The organism is Rhizobium sp. 01T417, from assembly GCF_056398905.1.
Window position 1 is genome coordinate 1 of the sequence record NZ_JBFTQH010000032.1, and the last position, 21,681, is coordinate 21,681.

The following is a 21,681-nucleotide window of genomic DNA, read 5'->3' on the forward strand; positions in this document are numbered from 1 at the left end:
CTGGAGCGCCTGCGCGACGGTCGCGCCGACAGCCTGCAGACAAGCTCGCTGCACCTCGACATGCTGCGCGACCTAAAGCGCATCAACGCCCACATCGTCTCCGTCGCCCACCCCATCCTCGACGAAAGCGGCCTGCTCATCGAAAGCAGACTGAAGGGTGCTGCATGATCAAGAGGTTTGGTGACATGAAGGTTCGTCGGGATGATGCCGACCTCTCGTCGGTCGAAATCTGGATATCCCGAAATCTGCCTGCGAACGTGTCGATGTCTGCCCACCTCCTGCAATTGGAACGGATGGCGCGTGCCGCGTTCGGCGGGCAAGTCAGTTTTCTGTACGCCATCGTCAAGGGAGAGTTGGCCGACGAGGTTGTGGTCGAAACGTCGATAAACGGTTCGAGGGTGCGACATGCGACCTTGGCGATGTGCTTCAACTCCGGCCGATTTTTTAAGGCCTACGGCCCTCTGGTCGACGAGCGAGTTTACTTCAAGCGACCCGCCGACGCCGCTGGCTTCATACGTTTTCTGGTCGGCGAACACCTTGCCCAAAAAGGAGAGAGGAGCGGCGGCATTTCACCGATCCGCTGCCCGCCACTGCAGTCGCCGCATATCCTGAGCAGTCGCACCCCTCAAGTGCGATAAGTGACTTGCACGCGAGAGTGCCCTCCCGGGAAGCATAGCTACCGAACGGACCTGTTTGTGCTCTCAACTCAAACCAAAGCACCCAGGCTTCCCAGCCGAGGAAAATAGCTAACCAAAAGCCAATCATAGCGGCGTACGGCCAGTAATTGCTCATGATCACCTCTCAATCTCACGATATCCGTGGCGAGTGCCCCAGAATCACGACTGCCTGTGTAGCAGACGGCACAATGGCACGTCGACATGGCGGGGACTGATTGGCAATTCGGGCACAGTCGAATCTTGCCTAACCTTGTATACCGAAATGAACTTCCAGGTTTTCCCAGCTCTCATCCATGGCGTAAGCAGCGGATAGGCGGGGAATGCCGATATGGCCAAAATAATACGAGAGTTGCCGCTCGGCTGCCTCTTCGTCACGTCCGGCAATCCGATTGGAATACAGGGCGGACGCAAGTCCGGTCCGATCGGAGCCCGCTTGGCAATGAATGAGGATGGGCTTCGGAAGGCTTGCCATCAGTGCAACAAGCTGATCGGCCCGCTCGGGTGGGAGAACCTTGGAAGCAGACATCGGGAAGTCGACGTGAACGACGCCAAGTTTACCCGCGGTCGCCAGTTCCGCCGAATACCATGTTCCCTTGTCGCCACTTGACCGCAAGTTGATGATCGATTTGATGCCGTGTTTGGCGACATATCTTTCCAATTGCTGAGGAGTCGGTTGAGCCGAGCGATATAACTGACCTTCGATCACCGTGTGAAAATTGCCGGCAAGTTGAAGATAAAGCGGATAGCCGCCGATCGCCGTTCCCAGTGCAAACACGCAGGCAAAAATCAACGAAGTACGTTTCGGCATTTATTTTCCGCAGGTTTTGAGAACTCGCCGCCAAATGCCAGTCGAGGCTGACAGAGACCTGAAGGGTGCCGCTAGAGCGCCGGGAGCCGGACCGAAATTTTGACGCCGGGATCGTTGTCCTCGATCTCGATGCGGGCCGCATGAAGATCGGCAATCGCCTTCACAAGGCTGAGACCCAGACCACTGCCCGGTGCCGTCCGGCTCTTATCGAGACGGTAGAGCCGTCGGAATACCTTGTCGCGCTCGGCGGCGGGTATGCCTGGACCAGTGTCGGCGACCGTGACAATCGCGGCCTGGCCCTCGCGCCGCAGGGAAACGCTGATAACGGTGTCAGGCGGACAATGCGTAATTGCATTCTCAACGAGATTTACGACCATTTGAATCAGCAGTTCGCGGTCTCCATTGACATATGTCTGCTGGTATGGCTCGACGATCAGCCTTTGGTGATTGTCCTCTGCGACTTCTGCATAGACATCCTCGATGAGATCGAGAATTTCGCCGAGATCGATCGAGTTGAACCGGAGCCTCCGCGCTCCTGCTTCAATCTGCGAAATGCGCAACAACGCTTCAAACGTTGCATTTATCTGATCGCTTTCGTCATGGGCCTCATCAAGAAGCCTGGCAACGTCGTCTTGTTCTTCGTGTACTCGACGTGCCTCCTCAAGGGTTAGCCGCAGGCGATTGAGCGGGGTCTTCAGTTCATGTGCGATATCCGCGCTAACCTGGCGCATGCCTTCGACCAGTCCTGAAAGCCGGCTGAGTGCGTCATTGATCTGCTTGAAGACATGGTCGAGATCGTCATCGGCATTTCGCAATGGTATCCGGCTTTCCAACCGCCCGTTTGACACATCCAGCATCGTCCGGGTTACGCCATCCAGGCGTCTTTGGGCACGGTTCGCAAGGAAAATGCCCCCGCCAATCGCCGCAAGGACAGCGAGGATCGCAGCCCAGATGAGGCTGACGAGCACGGTCCTCAGCATGGCGTCCATTTGGGCGAAGCTCCTGCCGACAACGAGCGTATTCTCTCCCAGCTTGGCCGCCTGCAGGCGATAGACTGTGTTGCTCTTCAAGCCGATGTCGGCCGATTTCACAGTAAAGACGCCTGCCGGAAGGATCGGCGTCTTGAAATTGCCGGCCAGTTTCTTCCCGGACCCGTCAATCAAGGAGTAAACCCCGTCGTCGGCCGGTTTGAGATTTGCGTAGCTGTCGAGGGTCGTGACCAGGTCCTCAATGTCATCAGGCGCATAGGTGGACGAAACGACCTGGAACGTGTCGTTCAGCGCGGTGTCGAGCTGGGCGTCAAGTCCGTTGCGAAGCAGGTGATACATGATGCCACCAGTTGCTACGACTGTCAGGATGAACAGCAGCGCGAATGATAGCGCCAGGCGAAACGGCGTGCTTCGTCGGAGGCTAGTTAGGCGCATGCAGGCTATATCCGGTATGGCGGACCGTGTGCAGCAACTGCGCTTGAAACGGCTTGTCAATTTTGGCGCGAAGGCGGCTGATGTGCGTTTCAACGACACTGGTCTTGGGATCGAAGTGGAAATCCCAGACCTTTTCGAGAAGCATGGTCTTGGTGAGCACGCGACCTTCTCCTCGCATCAGGACTTCGAGCAGTGTGAATTCCCTTGGTTGAAGCTCGATAGCCTGTCCAGCGCGCCTTGCCTGCCGTCGGATCAGGTCGAGTTCAAGATCGGCCACCTTTAGGACCGTCTTCTGCTCTTGCACGGGAGGACGTCGCGAGAGCGCATTGACCCTGGCGAGCAACTCCGAAAAGGCGAACGGCTTCACCAGATAGTCGTCGCCACCCGCTTCCAGCCCTTCGACCCGATCGTCCACGCCGCCGACCGACGTGAGAAAGAGGGCAGGAGTGCTGACCTTGGCAGCGCGCAGTGACCGGACGATCGACAAACCGTCCAATCCCGGAAGCATGCGATCTACGACGACGACGTCGTATTCCTCCCGTTGCGCTTGGAACAGGCCGTCTCGCCCGTCTTTCATGACATCGCAAACATGCCCCACTTCTCCGAAGCCCTTGGCGACGAAGTCAGCCGTCTTGCGATCGTCTTCGATAAGTAAAATCCGCATGAGATCCGCGTGCCACAGTTTCCTGACCGCTATCTGAAACCATTGGCCTTTCGACAATCTTTCGGAAACTATACAGATCCGTAACGTGACCGATCCAGCGACCTTACGAAACGGTATGGTTATGGCAAGGCGTCCGTATATAGCGCCGCATAGTGTCCGCCTGCTGTCGCTCTGGGCAGTGGAAAAATCGTCAAAGGACACTCACCATGAAAACGATTGTCGCCGCCGCTGTTCTCAACGGGGTCGCTGCGCTTTGCTTCCTCGCTCTCTCCATTCCTGCGCATTCGGCCGTTCCCTGTGAAGAAATGCTGAAGGATATGCGCGCTGCCAAGGCCGGAGCGAAGCTCAGTGACGCAGACGTTCAAAAGGTCGACGACCTCGAAACGAAAGCCGTTGAACGCTGCAATGCCGACGATGACACCCGCTCGGACAAGTTCCTTGCCGAAGCAATGAAGATCATGGGTAAGTAAAGGAGCGGGCAGATGAAAGCATTGGCACAGACTGCCCCCATAAACCGGGTCCCGGAGGTCACCGTTGATTTCTGGTTGATCAAGCTCATGGCCGTAACGATGGGCGAGACGGCAGCGGACTATCTCGCGGTGAACCTCGGTCTAGGCCTGACGGTGACGTCGATAATTATGACGGCGATCCTTGTCGCGGTCGTGGCGATCCAATTCACGCAGAAGCGCTATGTGCCTGCGAGTTATTGGGCTGCCGTTGTGCTGATCAGTGTGGTCGGTACGCTGATCACCGACAATCTGGTTGATAGTTTCGGGGTTCCACTCGAGGCCACCACAATCGGATTTTCGATCGCCCTCGCTATGACGTTCGCCGTCTGGTTTGCGTTCGAACGAACCTTGTCAATCCACACGATCTATACGACGCGACGCGAGGCATTCTATTGGCTGGCTATCCTCTTCACCTTTGCGCTAGGCACTGCGGCGGGGGACCTGATCGCGGAAACGTTTGACTTCGGCTACCTGACGACAGCCTTTCTCTTCATGGTGGTCATCTGCGTTATTGCGGTGGCGTATGCTGTTGCGGGCCTTAACTCGATCGTGGCGTTCTGGCTTGCCTACATATTCACCCGCCCGTTGGGTGCCTCTCTGGGTGACCTTCTGTCACAGCCACTTGAATACGGCGGGTTGGGCTTCGGGACGATCTATACCAGCGCGCTCTTCCTCGGGCTGATCGTTGCGATCGTGATCTATATGACGCTGTCCCAAAGCTCGAGCGAGCCGACAGAAGCAACCCGTTAACTGTCGCAACAACACATCGTCGGCCTGATTGCCGGTTCAGGTGTTTGTCAGGCTGATGATGGATACGCGACCATCTCAGGCTTCATTCATTGAGATTTGATTATGGCGCACATGAGCCAGTCGACCTATACGCCAGCCCCTTCGGTCACGGCGGTACTCGCCCTGATCGTCACATGGTTCGCGTTGCTAGGCGCGTTCTATCTCCATCCTTCCTTTGACGTCGAGGTGTCCTCATTCTTCTTCACCGGCCCACTCTGTGAGGCAGCTCTTCCGGATTTTGTCTGCGGGTACTTCCCACTTCGTCGACTGCAGGCCGTCGAACAGGTAAGGCAGATGCTGTACATGCTTCCCTACGCGGCAGCAGCGCTCATTGTCGCTTTGGGCGCAGCTGGCGTTTTTTCTAGGGACTTACGCAGGCATCTTCCAATGGGTAGGCTGCTGGTGGCACTGATAAGCCTATGCGTAGGACCGGGACTAATTGTAAACGGGCTTCTGAAATCCTATTCGGGCAGGCCGCGGCCGGTGCAGACGAATCTCTTCGGCGGCCCCTTCGATTTTACTGCCGCCGGGACGTTCGTTGGCGAATGTGCAAAGAACTGTTCGTTCGTCTCTGGCGAGGCCTCGGGGGCCGGGTGGCTGCTCTGTCTTCTCTTCCTGTTCCCCGCCCGAATGCGAATTTGGGTCGGACCGCCGCTGGTTGCGACCTCTTTGACAATGGCGGGGCTGCGTGTCGCAGTGGGTGCACACTACGCGTCTGATGCGTTGCTTGGCTGGCTGTTGGCAATCATACTCTTCATGGGCTTGCTAGTCGCCGAAGCTCGCCTACATGAGATGCTCGCACGGTCTGACCGTTGAACATTGGCCTATCGCCTCGCAAACTTTAAAGTCCTGTCCCATGCCAATGAGCTGCGGGCAAGTCGGCTTCATGACCTAAGTTTCGCTGTTGAGCTGCCAAAACAACCTCAAGTCGATTTTTCGCCTGGAGCTTCTGCATGAGAGCCGTCATGTAGTATTTCACGGTCTTCTCGCTGATCTTTAGACAGTTGGCTATCTCGCGATTAGAGCTGCCGCGCATCAGGTAACCGACAATTTGCTCCTCACGGATGCTCAGCTGTCGCTGTGTTTCTTTTTTTCTCCGTAGGGCATCTGCTTTCATCGACATTATGACTGTGGTTGCGAATCCAGGAGTAATAAAGGTGCCGCCGGCATGCGCCGTTTGAATTGCTTCAAGCAAGTCAGACGACGTGCTGCCTTTGAGCACGTAGCCGGAAACTCCCAAACTGAGAACGTGTATTGCCAACTCCACACTCGTGCTGGCGGTGAATGCAATGACGCGTGTCTTCGGGTACCGCTGGAGTATAATCTTAATCGCTGAAATTGCGTTGCCGGGGAGGCTCAGGTCTACAACGACAACGTTGGGGTTGAACTCTTCAACGAGCTTCAACGCGTCGACAGCGTTCTCACCCTTACCGACAACATCAATACCACTGCGCTTGGAATAAAGACTGACCAATCCTTCAAGTAGTAACGGATGGTCGTCGACAAAAGCCACTGAAATACCCATCGCGCCCTCGAGTTTTGAAAGAAACTCTAGCCCAACGCTGCGTCTTTTTGAAGATCGTACGAAAGAAGTAAAGCATGCGGCGCGAAAGCAATTATTGATGTTTGGTGCGAATGAAGATTGCAGCAACTATGATCTTTTTTCTTTTATCGGATTACCTTGCCGCCTACCTCTCCGCCCGGATGCCCGAAAAGACTGAGCAGGCAGGCGGTAGAACCGCGGGCGTGGAAACGGACCTGGGCCGTTTAGGGGTGCGTCCGGCGTAGGTCCCGCACGCGGGCTAAAGGTCCGGGTGCCCGCGATCGCTAATCACTCCTCCCTGAACGCCTTCATCATTTGGTCGGTGAATGGTTTGAGGATGTACGACATTGCGGTTCGTTCTTCGGTCTGGACGAAGACCTCGACGGGCATTCCGGGGATGAGTTTGTTGTCCTTGAGGAGATTCTTGTCGGCAAGGGAGAGCGATGCGAGGTAGTAGGGCTGTCCGGTTGCGCGGTCCTGCGTGGTTGCGGCGGCGACGACCTCGACCTTGCCGTGGAGTTCGGGCGTGGTGCGCTGGTTGAAGGCGGTGAAGCGCATGCGGGCTGGCTGTCCGGGGGCGACACGGTCGATGTCGACGGGGGGGATGCGGACTTCGACGGTGAGGTCGCCGCTCTTCGGCACGACGGACATGACGGTGGCGCCTGAGGTGATGATGCCGCCGATGGTGTGGACCTGCAGGTCATAGACGAAGCCGTCGACGGGAGCGCGCACTTCCATGCGGGTGAGGCGGTCGCGGGCGGCGATCTCGCGCTCGTTGAGCTCGGCGATCTTGGCCACCAGGCTGACGATCTCGGTCTGCGCCTCCTTGCGGGTGGTCTGGTCGATGGAGATCAGCTTCATGTTGAGCTCGCTGATCTCGCCCTCGGCTTCGGCGACGCGGGCGATGAGCTCGCCGCGGCTGCCTTCGATGCGGGCCCGCTGGCGCAACAGGTCGCGCTTCTGCGAGATCGGCACCAGCTTGTTGGCAAGCAGCTTCTCGGTCTTGGCAAGCTCCTGCTCGACGATCTCGGCCTCGCTGTCGTTGGAGCGGCTCTGCGCCTCGAAGCCGCGCACCTGCTCGTCGAGCTGGACGATCTGCAGCCGCAGCTGCTCCTTCTGGTTGGCGACCATGCGGCGGTTTTCCTCAAACAGCTTGGTCTCGCCCGCCACCACCGAAGAGGAGAGGTGGAGCGCCTCGAAGCCGACGCCGTCGGCCGCATCGCGCTCGGCCACCAGCCTGGCATGGGCGGCGGTCAGCTGCTGCAGCTGCGCCTTGACGATCGACAGCTCGACGCGGGTCTGGGTGTCGTCGAGGACGATGAGGACATCGCCCTTCCTGACGGCGGTGCCGTTGTCGACGCGGATCTCGGCGATGATGCCGCCGTCACGGTGCTGGATGGTCTTGACCTGCTCGGAGACGGTCACCTGGCCATGGGTGATGACGGCACCCGACAGCTTCGCCTGGGCCGCCCAGCCGCCGACGCCGAAGACCAGCGTACCGGCCAGGATCGAGGAGACGACGATGCGCGAAGAGATGCCGAACTGCCGGGCGTTGTGGCGAGCCTTGTCCTTGTCGCCCTTCATCTTGTCACTGTTCTTGTCGTTGGTGGTGGTGATCATTGCCGTGTTCCCCTGAAATCTTGTGGCATTGTCCGTGTCGTCGAGATCCGCTGTCACTTGTCGTCATGCTCTTTCCGGCATGGTCTTTCTGGCATTGTCGGGAGAGGTTAAGAAGGCCTCCCCGGGGGAGGGGCCGAAGGCGGCCCCCGCGGATAGGCGTCACGCCTGTCCCATCGGATGGCTATCGATCGTCACCTGGCTGGGATCGATGGCGGCCAGGATGAAGTCCTGCGCGGTCAGCTCGTGATGGCCGCGCAACAGGATCTGCAGGTCGTCGTCATGCTCGAGGTCGACGACCGTGCGCACGATGGTGCGGGTGTCGTCGCCGAAGGCCTCGTAGTAGAAGGTGATCGAGCCGATCTGCAGCGCGTCGCCATCCATCTGCAGGCCGGCGAAGGTGAGGGTACCGTACTGGCCAAGCGCGGAGAGATCGAGCCGGTCACCAACGCCGAAGTCGACGATCTCGTCGCAGCCGCTGCCGCCATTCTCAAGGCTGACGACCGACTGGAAGACGAAGATGTCGCTGCCCTCGCCACCGACCAGCACGTTGACCATGGCCGAAGCGACGAGCGTGTCGTCGCCGGAGCCGCCGCTGGCATTCTCGACATCGAGGAGACCGTCATCGCCAATCTCGGCGCCCGAGGCCACACCGGCCTCGAGATCGATGACGACGCCGAGCACGGTGGAGGACGCGTCGTAGCAGTCACTGCCGCTGCCGCCGTCCATCCGGTCGTTGCTGTCGTCACTGCCGTTGTTGTCAGTGCGCGCGAGCACGATGAAGACGTCGTGGCCGCTGCCACCGTCGAGCCGGTCGTCGCCGTCGCCTCCGATCAGGTGGTCGTCGCCGCTGCGTCCGGCCACCTGATCGTCGCCACCCCCGCCATAAAGAATGTCGGTGGCGCTGCCGCCGGAGAAGCGGTCGTCACCCGACCCGCCGCGGATCGTCTCGAAGCCGCGGATCGTGTCGCGGCCGATCTCCTCGCCCTCGGCATACCCGGCCTCGATGTCGGCGATCACCGCCTGGACCAGCGCCGACAGGTCGAGCGTGTCGTCTCCATCACCGCCCTCGTAGTCGTCATCGCCATCGTCGTCGTGATCGTAGATGTCATCATCGTCATCGCGAGGATTGATGACGCCGCTCGGTCTGGTGTGGACGATTATAACATCGTCATCATCCCCGCCCGATACTACGTCGTCTCCGTCGCCGCCGCTCAGGGAATCATCGCCAGCGCCACCGCGCACTTCATCATCTCCTGAGCAGCCACTCAAATCATCATCGCCGTCCCCGCCAAGCACCGTATCGTCGCCGGCCCCGCCGCTCATCTGGTCGTCACCGGCGCCGCCCTCCAGATGGTTGTCGTAAGCGTCGCCGCAGATCGTGTCGTCATTGGCGGTGCCGGTGACGTTCTCGATCTCGGACAGGCTGTCGCTGCCGATGTCGGTGCCGGTGGCGGTACCGGCTGCAAGGTCGACATTGACGGCCGCCGTCGCCTCGCTGGCGTTGTAGGTGTCGCAGCCCTCGCCGCCGACATAGGTGTCGTCGCCGTCGGAGGTGGGAGTGGAGGTCGACGTGCCCGTGGAGGCTGCCGCTTCCTGGCGCAGGTCCTCGCTGAGGAGCCCGACCCTGAAGCTGTCGTCGCCGGCGCCGCCAAGCGCCACGTCCTTGCCGAGCCCGCCCGTCAGCACGTCATTGCCGTCGTCGCCTTCCAGAACGTCGTCGCCGGCCTCGCCGGAGAGCTGATCGTTGCCGGCATCCCCCATCAGGTGATCGTTGCCGGCGCCGCCGAACAGACGGTCGTTGCCGGCCTCGCCCATCAGGCTGTCATTGTCCTCGTCGCCGAAGAGATCGTCGTCGCCATCGCCGCCGAACAGCACGTCGTTGCCGGCACCACCGAACAGCCGGTCGTTGCCGGCCTCGCCATAGATCAGGTCCTGGCCGTCGCCGCCGAAGACGGTGTCGTTGCCGGAACCTGCAAACACCACGTCGCGCCCCTCGCGGGCATAGACGAAGTCGTCGCCATCCTTCAACGAGATGATGTCGTCCTCGGGCGTGCCGAGCAGCCGGTCGTCGTCGTCGGTGCCGCTAATCTCGTGCGGCGGCGCCTTCAGGAGCGACATCGTCGACTGCGTGACGATGCTGCCCTTGCCGTCGCTCACATGGTAGGTGAAGGTCACAGGGCCGCTCACCCCGCGCGCCGGAGTATAGAGCCAGACGCCGTCGCCATAGGCGGTGATCTCGCCGCTCGAGGCTTGCAGATTGCGCACGCTCAGTTGATCGCCATCCGGATCGGACGTCTTTGCTAAGAGATCGTCGAGGAAGATCAGCGTCGACAGGTTGACCATGCCGTTGGTCAGAACGTTGCGGCCGAGCGACACTGGCAGCCGGTTGGCACGGGTCTCGTCGTCATCGTCATCGCCGCCCTCCGGGCCGTCCAGGCCGCCATGACCGCCCGGCGTGCCGCCACGGCTCTCCGTCGGAGCCTCGCCGCCGCCACGATCTGAGCCGCGGCCACCGCCATGGCCGCCACCGCTGCGGGCGCGGCCGGTCTCGGGAAAGCGGAAGCTCTCGCCATTGATGCCGACGCGGCCCTCGTTGTCGTTGGCATTGAAGGCCCGCATCACCGTGTCGGCAAGGTTCGGATTGCGCGGCAGCGGCATATCCTCGAAGCTCAGCCGCACCGAGGCGACATGGCGCTTGCGCGCAACGCCCGCCGTGCTCGCCATCAGCTCGTCGGTCATGTCGCGCAGGAAGGCCGCGACATCCTCGATCGCCGCAAGGTTGGTCTCGGCGGCAACCGGAGGCGCTTCCGCCGGCTGCGGGCCGGCCGCCTTCTGTTCCTGCGCAGTCGGCTCAGCCTGCCGGCCACTGCCAAGCACGGCGCCGAGCACCCCGAACAGCAAAGGCAGCGAGTAGATCCGACGGTCGACGCCCTTCTCGGCGGCAAGCCGGTACCGGTTGGCCGGAGCAACGGCCGCCTGGCCATCGTCGGGCAGTCCGAGGATCAGTCTTTCGTCCATGACGCTCTCCTATCCCTGCTCATTCCCCCACTTGTCATTGCCGGCCGCTATTCGGCGGCAGCGTTGGCAATCCGGTCGCGACCGGCGGCCGGCGGCGTCTTGCCGACAACCAGCGGACGCTTGGCGGCGGGCTGGATGATCTCATCCTTCGGTCCGAAGGCGGCAAGCCGGCCGTTCTGCACCAGCCCGACCATGTCGACGGCGGAAAGCGCGCTCGGGCGATGGGCGACGATGATGACGATGCCGCCGCGCTCGCGCACCTTGGCGATCGCGTTGGTCAGCGCTTCCTCGCCTTCGGCGTCGAGATTGGAGTTCGGCTCGTCGAGCACCACCAGGAAGGGATCGCCGTAAAGCGCCCGCGCCAGGCCGATGCGCTGGCGCTGGCCGGCCGACAGCGCCGTGCCGTGAGGCCCAAGTTCCGTCTGGTAGCCGTCGCGCAGGTGCACGACCATCTCGTGGATGTCGGCGGCCTTGGCCGCACGGATGATCTTGCGCGCATCCGGCGTCTCGGCAAAGCGCGAGATGTTCTCGGCAATCGTCCCCTCCATAAGCGCCACGTCCTGCGGCAGGTACCCGACATGCTCGCCGAAGAAGGCTTCGTTCCACTGGCTGAGGTCGGCCCCGTCGACCCGGACCGAGCCGCGCAGCACCGGCCAGATGCCGAGGATCGAGCGCGCCAGCGTCGTCTTGCCACCACCCGATGGGCCGATCAGACCTAGCGCCTGGCCGGCCTTCAGCGTGAAGTTCACCTCGCTGAGCAGAACCGCGCCACTCGTCGGCGCCACCGTCGTGATGTTGTCGACCGTCAGGCTCTCGTGCGGGGCCGGCAGCTCGACATACCCGCTCTTGTCGTTCAGCACCGCCAGCGTCTCGTTCAGCCGATGATGGCTGCGGCGCGCACCAACGACGCCCTTCCACTGGGCGATCGCCAGGTCGACGGGGGCCAGCGCCCGGGCCGTGACGATCGACGAGGCGATGATCGAGCCCGACGACAGGTCGCCGCGGATCGCCAGATAGGCGCCCATGCCGAGGATCGCCGACTGCAGCATCATGCGCAGCACCTTCGACAGCCCCGACAGCGTGCCGCCGATGTCAGACGTCTTCGTCTGACAGTCAAGGTGGCGGCGATTGGCCTTCTCGAAGCGCTCGACGGCCCGTCCGGTGATCCCCATCGCATGCATGATGTCGCTGTTGCGGGCGTTCGAGTCCGCCACCGAGTTGCGCGCCACCGAGGCCTTGATCATCGATTGCGAATGCCGCCGGGTCAAAAGCTCGGCAACGATGGTCAGCATCGTCAGCACCACCGCGCCGCCGACCGTCAGCACCCCCAGCATCGGGTGTAGCAGCCACACGAACACCAGGTAGATCGGCATCCACGGAAGGTCGAACAGCGCCACCGGTCCTTGGCTCGACAGGAAGCCGCGCAGCGTGTCGACGTCGCGGCCGCGCTCCATCGCCTCCGACGTCGAGTAGCCGTAGCGTGGCATCTCGATCACCACCTTGTGGGCGATCGGCGCAAGTTCGGCATCCAGCCGGGCGCCGAGCCGGATCAGGATCTGCGAGCGGATGATGTCGAACATCCCCTGGAAGAGATACAGGCTGATCGCCAGGATCGACAACGCCACAAGCGTCGAGATCGAGCCGCTGGTCAGCGCCCGATCGTAGATCTGCAGCATGTAGAAGGCGCCGGTCAGCGCCAGGATGTTGATGATCCCGGACAGTCCGAACAGATAGACAAGGATGCCGCGCAATCCCGTGACCTTGTACTGCGGCTCGCTCTTCTTCTTCGTCATCGCATGCCCCCACATCAGCGGCGCGGATACTGGCCATCACCCAGGCATCGGATCCTGCGCATTGAACAACAAAGCCCCCGACCGGGGATGACCCGGTCGGGGAGGCGCGCTCGTCCCGTCAGGAGACGCCGTTGAAGTCGCTGGCCGTCAGGTTGTAGTTGCCCTTCAGCATCAGCACGAAGTCGGCATCGGTGTTGCTGTCGACATTGCCGTGGATGACAGTGAACTCGTTGCCATCAAGCACCTCATGCGTGACCACAACCTGGCCGGCCGCCGTCAGCGAACCACCCGATGCCAGCGAGAAGTGCTGCGCGCCCGCCGCCCCGGTATTGGCATCGATCGCCGCAAAATCGATCTTGTCGCCTGGCTGGAAGCCGTGGATCGAGTCGCCGTTGGCAGCCCCTGCCGACAGGAAGCGGAAGGTGTCGTTGCCAAGCCCGCCGTCCATGATGTTGACCGCGGCCGTGGCCGTGATCGTGTCGTGGCCGGAGCCGGTGACGACGTTCTCGAAGCCGTAGGCCACATCCGTCCCGGTCATGCCCCCAGACACCTGGCCGCGCTGCATGAAGCCGTTGCCGAGGTCTACCGTCAGGTTCGCCGTCGCCACCGCATAGTCCAGCGTGTCGTTGCCATCGCCGCCCCAGTACTGGTCGTCGCCGTCGCCGGCCGAAGCGATCACCGTGTCGTTGCCGGCACCGGCCCAGATCTGATCCTCACCGGCGCCTCCCTCGATGAAGTCGTTGCCGCCCTCGCCATGGATCATGTCGCGACCGGAATTGCCAAACAGCATGTCGTCGCCCGACCCGCCATGCAGCTCGTCATCGCCGGCACCGCCGGTGACGCCGTCGTCGCCGTCGCCGGCCGTCACCAAGTCGTCACCATCCTCACCCTTGAGCGTGTCATTGCCGGCATCGCCAGAGACGATATCTCCGGCACCACCACCAAGGATCGTATCGGCACCACCGGCACCCACCAGGACATCCGCAGCCGCCGTCCCGATCAATGTCCGTGCCGCTACCGGCAACGGCGTCGTGCCGTCATCATCGTCGTCGTCCCCGCCAGAAGAGGAACCGCCGTTGTTGTTGTCGCCGCCCGATGACGTGTCGTCATCGTCGTCTGTCGGCGTTGAGGTGTCCGGTGTGTCGTCATCATCAGATGGTTCACCGTCATGGGTAACCGTGCCGGTGGTTTCAAAGGTATCCTGAGGACGCGCGCCGCCGATAACGTTGATGTTGCCGCCATTGGAGCGAACGTGGATGCGGTGCTCGGATTCGAGACCCGAGATATCAATCGTTTCGTCACCCTCAGAGTTAATGGTGATGGTGTTGAACGCAAGGCTCGTCGGATTGAAGTTGCCGATTGCCGTAACCGTATCGACGCCACCTGCGGTGTTGATGATGATTTCCTCGACATTATCGAGCTCGGCGATCACAACTCCATTGCGGGTGATAACGATCTCGGTGTCGGTCTTGAGGTCGGTGAAGCCGGCGGCGATAGCGTTGGCTCTGGCATAGACCTTGAAGTCTTCGACAGAGTTGTTGCCGTTGATGGTAACGGTGTCGGACTCTGCCAGGTCGTTCGTTTCCGACCAGGTCGTCGTCCATGCTCGCGAGCCATTCGAATTGTTGTAGGCTTGCGCGCCAAACTCGTCACGGAAACTGCCTGTCGGCGTCAGTATGTTGACATTGTCGATGTAGATGTTCTCGCCGGCACCGAGGTTGGGCGAGACAAAGCGTATTGCTGAGTGCGCGCCAATCTGTGAAGCGGTGAGAGCGACAGAGAAGTTGAAGTCGGTATCCTCGGTTGCGTTGCCGTCGAGTGTGCCAATGGTATCCCAGGTCGTTCCGTTGAAGGCCTGAACCAAGACGTTTTCACCGGCGTCAACATCGTCCACACGCCAGATGAACGATAGGGTTGCCGACGCAGACCCGGCCAGGTTGACCGCGCGGGAGATCGTCTCAGTACCATCCGTATTTTCATTGAAGCTGAGACGGTTGGCAGTTGTGCCACCTGCGCCCGTGACGACGACTGATCCCGTCGCAGCCAGATTGATGTTGCTGTTGCCACCATCGATGTAGTCACGGCCATCGGTTGCGCCATTCGCATTCGCGTTCCAGACGATGTTGTCGTTGCCTGCACCGGCGAAGATGAAGTCATTGCCGAGATCACCGTCGAAGGTGCTGTCAGAACCATTGCCAAGCAAAATGTCACTGCCGACGCCGCCGCTTATCGTTCCCTGGGCGTCACGAACAACTGCGACATTCGCTGTGGCCCCGGCATTGGCGGTGTAGGCGAACGAGTTGTTATTCCCATCCTGGTCGTTGATTTGGACGCCGGTCGGCACGAGCGTTGCGGTGAAGCCGGATGAGTTTTCGGTGACCGCGGTGATATCGGGTGTCACAGGCGTGTCGGGATCGCCGTCGTTGGCCAGGAGCACCCATTCCGGAACTATGAAGTTGGCATTCGCGATATTTGTTACGATGCGATCCGGCGAGGCAGCGAAAGGATCGTCGACCGCGGTCACGTTCACGGTAGCGGTAGCGACAACGCTTTCAAGCTCGCCGTCATTGACCGTCACTTCGATGATGCGCGGCGTCGCGGCGGCAGTTGGGTTCGGGTTGTCGCCAGTGTTGGCGAACCGGACCTGGCCGATGGCCATTTGTAGATTGGCCTTTGATATCGGACCGTTGGCCGTAAGGTACGCCGTGATGACACCAGCCACGGCGGGCCCGAACACGACGGACATGCCGGTCGGCAACGTCCCCTGTATCGACAGCGTATCGCCCGCTTGTGCGTTCTTTAGTTTGATCGTGGCACCCATCAACGTAGCGTTGTCGGTGTCAGCAATAGCCGGGTTGGCGGCAATGGCGACCGCTGCACCATTCTCGGTGAAGGTTGCGGTGTAGTCGTTCGGTGCCGTCGGGGTAGATGTGGTGGTCGTAAAGGCGATGTTGACGTTGTCGATGAAGAAGTTGTCGCCGTTGTTTCCTGACCCGCCCGTTGTCTCCCAGTCACCCTCCACGCGGAAGCGTATTTGGGAATGAGCTCCGATTCGGGCCGGCGTCAACGATGCTGTGAAAGTGCCTGCACCATCATTGGTCGTGCCGCCCAGTGTCTGGCCAATCTGCTGCCAAGCGCTGCCATTCCAGGCCTCGACAATGATGTTCTCGCCATTGCCAGTGTTATCATCGGTATAGTTGAAGGTGAGGGTAGCGGTGGTCCGGCCAGTCAGATCAACCGCACGTGTTAGGGTCTCACCTCCATCAAGGTTGCCGTCGAAGGTGAGCTGGCCCCCAGCGATATCAATCTCGCCTGAAGTCGCGCTTCCGTTGTCGCCGCCTTCCGTCCAGCTGGTTGTCCAAGGCACGGTCGCGTTGGCGGTATCTGAACCTGTGTAACTGCTGGTTCCAAATTCCTCCCGATAGTTGCCGCTGGTAGTTGAGACGACGCCCTGGAGGTCCAGGACAGGCGCGACGTCCAAAACCTCGCCGGTCACATCGTTGAGGAGAATGGTGAACTGGCGCTGGGCCATCAACACGCCGCCGTTGGCAACCGTATCGGTATAGGTGTCGATGACGATCTGATACTGGTTGTCAACAAACTGGTGCGACTGGTTTGCCGGCGTATGAACCGGAGCCTCGTAGTTAAGCATCACGGGACCGCCGTTGGCGACCGCGAGCTGGTAAACGGGGTTGGCTGCCGTTCCGGTGTTGACGATCGTGAAGCGGCCGCCAGCATCGTTTCCGGGCGAGATGACGTGTGTGAGCTGAACGACATCTCCATCTGTCACCCCGGTGCCGCCAAAGCCGAGCGGATCGTAGTCAAGGCTGAACGGGATGGGCGCGATTACGGTATTCGACGCGGTGTTTTCGTTGACCGAGAACGGCGCAGTGACGTTGTCGGTCTGCATCGAAGCAATCCGTTCGGTGACGCCCTTGCTGTCCTTGAACACCGCGACGGCGCGCAACACGTGCGCTGGGTCGACGGGTCGCACGGTGTAGGTCAATCCCGTACTGATCGTTGACCAGCCGCCGTCATTCCCAGCCTCAGTCGTCTGCCATTCGAACGTCAGGCCGACCGGCATGCCATTGGCGTCCAGAGGGATGCCGTCGAGATCTGCAAAGTTGGATAGCGTGGCCGTCAGAACCTGGCCGACGATCGGGCTGACGACGCCCGGTGTTGAAGGGTCGCCATCATGGTCGAACGGGGTCGGGTCCGAAATTGTCACGGTACCCGTTGCTAAGCTGTTGGCTGCCGAGGTACCAACGGTCAACGTCTTGTCGGCGAATTGAAGGCGCTCGATGTTGACCAGCTTGTCTGTGTCGTCCGTCAATGCGCCGCGGCTGACCGTGAGGCCTCCGACACGGCCTGGGGCGGCAACCGTACCGTCGTCAAGGTCGCGCACTGTGATGAAGCCATCACCGTTGGTGTCCCGAATATTCAGCGGGGCAGATTCCGGACCGGTGTCGTTTACACGTCGTAGAGCTTCGCCTGTTGTGGCGTCATAAATGATGCGGGTGCCTTCGATCTGGTACTCCAGATCGCCGCCCTGGAATACGGCCGTATCGATATTCTTGTCCGGCCCCGTGACATTGGTATCGTCGTAGAGGATTTCACGGACGATGCTCATGTGGCTTGGATTGATGGTTCGGTCGAGCAGCAGCGACGTCAGCGAAGCGCCACCGAATGCGATGCTTGCAAAGTTCGGTGCTCCGGCGATGTGCGCGGGATCGGCTGCCTGGTCCGCAGCGGTATAGACGTTGAAGACCTTGCCGGCGTTTGGACCCATCACCGTCGTATCGGTGGTCATCGATTCCGCCGAATAAGTGCCGGCGTTTGAGCCACTCGGGATGACGATTTTGATGCGGACGTTCAGCCAGGCGTCGCCGTCGATGATGTCGAAGCCGCCGCGACCGCGGATGAAGTCGTTCCCGTCGCCGCCAATCAGTACGTTGCCGTTCTTGAAGCTGGCATTCGCAACCCCGTCGAGGCCGAGCAGGTGACGGAGGCCGTTAATCCGGTCGATGCCCGCGCTGTCGAGCGTGTGGTCGACGAACAGTTCGACAGGGGTGGAGTCTGGACTCGAGGAGCCGCCACTATGCCCGCGGTCATCGCCATCGAGGATGTCGCCATATTTCCAGCCGGAAAGCGCTTCCACTTGGTCGAAACGGTCGCGAAGAACATCCTCGGGTATCGTTGTGAAAATGGGAATCTGCAGGTCGAATTTCACACCTGCGATGTCGTTTTTAGCAATGCCCCAGTCGAAGCCGAACATGCCCTCATAGCGATAGACGCTCGGGCCTGAACCCATGATGTCGTCCCCCGATTCCGCATCGTAGTCGGTCTCGTCGCCGTGCCCGAACAAAACATCGTGGCCTTTGATCGGGCTGTTGAAGAATAGTTCCGAATTGTCGCCGGCGATGGTGTCGAAACCAGATCCTCCCTCGATCCAGTCGTCGCCTTCGTTGCCAAGCAGGAAGTCCTTTCCGGCGCCGCCGAGAACGAAGTCGTTTTCAGTGCCGGCGAAGACCTCGCTGGCGTCTTGCCCAAGGACGATGTAGTCGGTGCCGGAGTCGCCAAACATGAGGTCCGCGCCGCGCGCGCTGGTGATGACGTCATTACCCTGATTGCCGCGCAGCACGTCGTCACCGAAGGGATCCTCGATGATGTCGTCGCCTTCGCCGCCGAAGACATCGTCCGATTCCGTCATGCCGTTCAGATAGTCGTTGCCGCCATCGCCCCAGAGGGTGTCGATGCCGCTATCGCCGATGATGGTGTCGTTGCCCTCGGTGCCGCCAAGCACATAGTGTTCGCCGCCCAGGACTCGGAGGTAGCCACCCACATCGTGAGTTCCGTCAGCGATAGTGCTGCCGGTGTAGTCGCGCACGACCTTCGGACCGAGGATCGCCTCGACGACAGGGTTGGAGCCATCCCAATGGGGATCACGGCCGGCCCCTTCGATTTCAGACGTGGCGGGATTGTCGGCCCGCTGATCGTAGTCTTCCTGGGCGATGCCACGATCGAGTTCGATGATGTGATCGGGCGTTGTGAACAGCGCGCCGTTCAGGTGCGTCGAATATTTGTCACCAAGCTCGGTGTTGCGCATCACAAGATCAGAGAACGTGTTGGGCTCAAGTTGGTTGAGGAAGTTGAGCCCCTGTGTGCGCGTTAGATAGTACATCCGGTCGCCGAACTGCAGCGACTCCATCTGGAATTCGAAGACATAGTTGAAGGTCGTGCCAAGCATGCCACCGAATTCGGGGCTCTTCTCCGCCAGTCCACCGATCCAAAGATCGACCAGATTAAGTCCACCGAGGTCGGTAGCGTAGGCGCCGGTGCCATTTAGAAAATCAAGTCGGTTGTCTACGTTACCGGTTCCAAAGACCAAGGCTTCGGCTGCCGCTCGTTTCCCTGCCAAGGTCGTTGCAGAAGTAATTGTTGAATGAGTGCCGTATGCCGCAATGAAGTTGACCACTGAGGCGGCGTTCTTGATATTCAACGCGAAATCGGCCCAACTCGCATAGGGCTTGAGGTCAGCAAGGCCAGTGTCGTTGTAGAGCTGTGCTCGCGCCTGATTGAGTGAAGGGATGCCTGTCTCGCGGCCGCGCGACAGGTTCAGGACAGCGAGATCAAGCGGCAAGCCGAGCAGGTTGCTGCGCACGTCAGTGACGATGAATTCGTCGATCGCATTGCCAACGTCGCGTGACAGGCCGCGGATAATGTTTGCGTTGATTTCATCCAGTGACGCGCCGCTGCCTACATAGGCCTGTGGATTGAGGAAGACGGCAAGCAGCGTCTTCTGGCTCAAGTCACCGTTGAGCAACTCCAGATTATTGTCGAGCCGATCGACCGTGCCGGTTAGCATCGAATGCCCGAAGCGATAGACAGTATGGGCGAACTCGGCAACGATCGAGGGATCGACGTCGGGGTTGCTGTTGAAAATGAAAGGATCGACCATAGGCTGAATCCGCCGCGCGAATTCTTCAAACACCAAGTGCTGGTATTGCATTTCCGTCCCAAAGCGCGCGGCTTGGAACAGCCTCTCGCCATCCCATGTAAGGCTTGCGGGATCGAGAGCTGCGACTTGAGCCGCCGTCAAAGTTCCCGGCTGATCCACGAGCAGCCACTCGTTCAGGAACGCGACATCGCCGCTCGCAAGGATGGTCGCCTTATTCACCTCGACGAGACGATTGTGCTCGGAATGGAAGATGGAGTGAACGGTTGTGAGGGCGATGTTCTCATTGCCGCGACCATCGCCAGTGACGAAATGTGCATCGAGCATTTCGTCGTCGTAGGTATTGGCGAGATGATCATCGCCGACACCCGGGTCTGAATCGGCAACCTGGCTGACCTCTCCGTTATTCTGTATTCCATCATGGTTGGTGTCGATGAACCCGGGCGTCGCGTGGTGTGCAATATCGTTCAGGAAGGCGTGACCAGTGAGTTCCGCGCCCTCTGTAGTGATCCCTGCGGCTGTCCCTTCCTTCAGCCAGGGCAGATTGCCGTGAGCGGCATCCGCCTTCATGACCAACTGAGCGTACCCATTCGGGCCTGCCAAGAATTTGCCGTACTGATCAGTGGCAAGCAGTGGCACATTGTGCACGTCGAAATCGGTCAAACGGATTCCAAGCATTTCGAGCGCCTGCGCCTTGACCTCCGCCAGTTGCCGATCGCGCCAGCGACCGAGCCGCTCGCAGCGGTGCCGTCCAGCAGTTTGCCGGTCGAGACTGCGACCGGCCCATTACCGCCGGCTCCGTCAATGTCCAATTTGATATACTCGCGCAGGAAGACCTGGTGGGACGCATGCGAGGTATAGGTCTGGTTCTGGTCGACGAACGAAGTCGTCGTATTCTCCTGGCCCGTCACGCCGTCGACGGTTTTGGGCGTTGCGCGCGTTAGTGCCATGAACCGCAACTGCGCAGGCAGGTCATCGGCGGTTCCGAACTGACCATCAGCGCCGGCAATCAGGGGATCGTCGGGCTGAAGGGGAACATACACCGTGCCGTTACCGCCCTTAGTAACGAGATCGAGGCCGTGGTCGAAGAATTGACCGAAGAAAGTCATCCAGGAATTGAAGCCGGGCGACAGTCCGATGTCCGGCGACTGGTTGGGGACGACCTGGAGGTCGGCATCAGAGAGCGCGAGCGGAGTAAGACCCGGATGCGCAGTAACCCATGCGTCCAACAATGCTGGAGTGGCAATATCCGCCGGTGCAACCGGCGTCATGCCAGGGTGGTCCGTTTCGAACTGCTCTAGCGAAAGTGGATTGCTAAGATAAGCGGCGATCGCCCCCGGATTGTTGATCGACATGTCGACGACCAGGTTGGAAATGATGCGCGGGTCGGAATCCACGACATTTCCGGTCGAAGCGTAATCCGTATTGGAGATCCCGTTGAAGGGCGTTTCGTCGCCTTCATTTCGATAGACTGGGTCGGTCAACCGCGGAAAGAGTGTGTCCGCGGCGCCGAACTTGTCTTGGCCCGGGACGAGGCTGTTGAAGGTGCCATCGACGGTACGAAGACCGTAGGGAGCGATCGCGGCGTCGCTGGCCGATAGGCCATACGCTTCCATGATTGCCTGAAGGATGCTGACGGGTGCGACCTCAGGCGTGTACCCAAGGGAGGTCGCTTCTGCGATCCTGATCTGCTTGAGTATGAATTCAAGGTCGGCTTTGTTGACGGTGAAGCTGGTAGCCATAGGTCCCTCCAAGAAATCAGCCCGTGATCCGGGATTGCTTCATGATGCTAGTCGTCGGAGGTGATCGCCACGTGAGAAGGTCCGACGAAGTGAGGCACCAAAATGAGGGGTCGTCGGCACCTTAGTCCGAATGAATTCC

Annotated in this window: 13 protein-coding genes and 1 pseudogene; 5 read left to right on the top strand and 9 right to left on the bottom strand. The window is 60.4% G+C overall.

Annotation, left to right across the window (positions count from 1 at the left end; all coding sequences use genetic code 11):
* A pseudogene (locus AC1DPR_RS24205) lies at positions 1-168 on the top strand (Na/Pi cotransporter family protein); the annotation flags it as partial.
* Positions 165-638, top strand: a complete 474-nt coding sequence (locus tag AC1DPR_RS24210) for a hypothetical protein (RefSeq protein ID WP_477817273.1) — start codon at positions 165-167, stop codon at positions 636-638. The pseudogene AC1DPR_RS24205 and the gene AC1DPR_RS24210, both read left to right, overlap by 4 nt.
* 283 nt (positions 639-921) lie before the next feature.
* Here the strand turns inward: AC1DPR_RS24210 and AC1DPR_RS24215 are convergent, their stop codons facing one another.
* The 3 genes from AC1DPR_RS24215 to AC1DPR_RS24225 all read right to left on the bottom strand — a co-directional run bounded on the left by AC1DPR_RS24215 (position 922) and on the right by AC1DPR_RS24225 (position 3,573).
* Positions 922-1,485, bottom strand: a complete 564-nt coding sequence (locus AC1DPR_RS24215) for a dual specificity protein phosphatase family protein (RefSeq protein WP_477817274.1) — start codon at positions 1,483-1,485, stop codon at positions 922-924.
* Positions 1,486-1,556: 71 nt separating this feature from the next.
* A complete protein-coding gene (locus AC1DPR_RS24220; RefSeq protein ID WP_477817275.1) occupies positions 1,557-2,909 on the bottom strand; it encodes a HAMP domain-containing sensor histidine kinase in 1,353 nt (450 codons plus the stop codon).
* Positions 2,896-3,573: a winged helix-turn-helix domain-containing protein gene (locus tag AC1DPR_RS24225; protein WP_025659625.1), complete on the bottom strand. Its 678-nt coding sequence runs from the start codon at positions 3,571-3,573 to the stop codon at positions 2,896-2,898. The genes AC1DPR_RS24220 and AC1DPR_RS24225 overlap by 14 nt, the downstream gene beginning before the upstream one ends.
* Positions 3,574-3,779: 206 nt before the next feature.
* On the opposite strand from AC1DPR_RS24225, the gene AC1DPR_RS24230 reads away from it, so the two are divergent.
* The 3 genes from AC1DPR_RS24230 (at position 3,780) to AC1DPR_RS24240 (ending at position 5,687) form a co-directional block, all read left to right on the top strand.
* Positions 3,780-4,043 carry a hypothetical protein gene (locus AC1DPR_RS24230; RefSeq protein WP_477817276.1) on the top strand — a complete coding sequence of 88 codons (264 nt, stop codon included), beginning with the start codon at positions 3,780-3,782 and terminating at the stop codon, positions 4,041-4,043.
* A 12-nt stretch (positions 4,044-4,055) separates the two neighbouring features.
* Positions 4,056-4,832, top strand: a complete 777-nt coding sequence (locus AC1DPR_RS24235) for a COG4705 family protein (protein ID WP_477817277.1) — start codon at positions 4,056-4,058, stop codon at positions 4,830-4,832.
* A gap of 111 nt (positions 4,833-4,943) precedes the next feature.
* On the top strand, positions 4,944-5,687 hold the full coding sequence (locus tag AC1DPR_RS24240) for a phosphatase PAP2 family protein (protein WP_477817278.1): 744 nt from the start codon (positions 4,944-4,946) through the stop codon (positions 5,685-5,687).
* A gap of 25 nt (positions 5,688-5,712) precedes the next feature.
* Here the strand turns inward: AC1DPR_RS24240 and AC1DPR_RS24245 are convergent, their stop codons facing one another.
* From AC1DPR_RS24245 to AC1DPR_RS24270, 6 genes are all read right to left on the bottom strand, one after another.
* Positions 5,713-6,396: a response regulator gene (locus tag AC1DPR_RS24245; protein ID WP_477817279.1), complete on the bottom strand. Its 684-nt coding sequence runs from the start codon at positions 6,394-6,396 to the stop codon at positions 5,713-5,715.
* 306 nt (positions 6,397-6,702) lie between these two features.
* A complete protein-coding gene (locus AC1DPR_RS24250; RefSeq protein ID WP_477817280.1) occupies positions 6,703-8,034 on the bottom strand; it encodes an HlyD family type I secretion periplasmic adaptor subunit in 1,332 nt (443 codons plus the stop codon).
* Between the two features lie 159 nt (positions 8,035-8,193).
* On the bottom strand, positions 8,194-11,052 hold the full coding sequence (locus AC1DPR_RS24255; protein ID WP_477817281.1) for a cadherin-like domain-containing protein: 2,859 nt from the start codon (positions 11,050-11,052) through the stop codon (positions 8,194-8,196).
* Between the two features lie 47 nt (positions 11,053-11,099).
* Positions 11,100-12,845, bottom strand: coding sequence for a type I secretion system permease/ATPase (locus AC1DPR_RS24260; protein WP_477817282.1), 1,746 nt, complete (start codon positions 12,843-12,845; stop codon positions 11,100-11,102).
* A 118-nt stretch (positions 12,846-12,963) separates the two neighbouring features.
* Positions 12,964-20,478 (bottom strand): peroxidase family protein, encoded by a 7,515-nt coding sequence (locus AC1DPR_RS24265; RefSeq protein ID WP_477817283.1) that lies wholly within the window; start codon positions 20,476-20,478, stop codon positions 12,964-12,966.
* On the bottom strand, positions 20,460-21,542 hold the full coding sequence (locus AC1DPR_RS24270) for a hypothetical protein (RefSeq protein WP_477817284.1): 1,083 nt from the start codon (positions 21,540-21,542) through the stop codon (positions 20,460-20,462). The genes AC1DPR_RS24265 and AC1DPR_RS24270 overlap by 19 nt, the downstream gene beginning before the upstream one ends.
* Between the last annotated feature and the right edge of the window lie 139 nt (positions 21,543-21,681).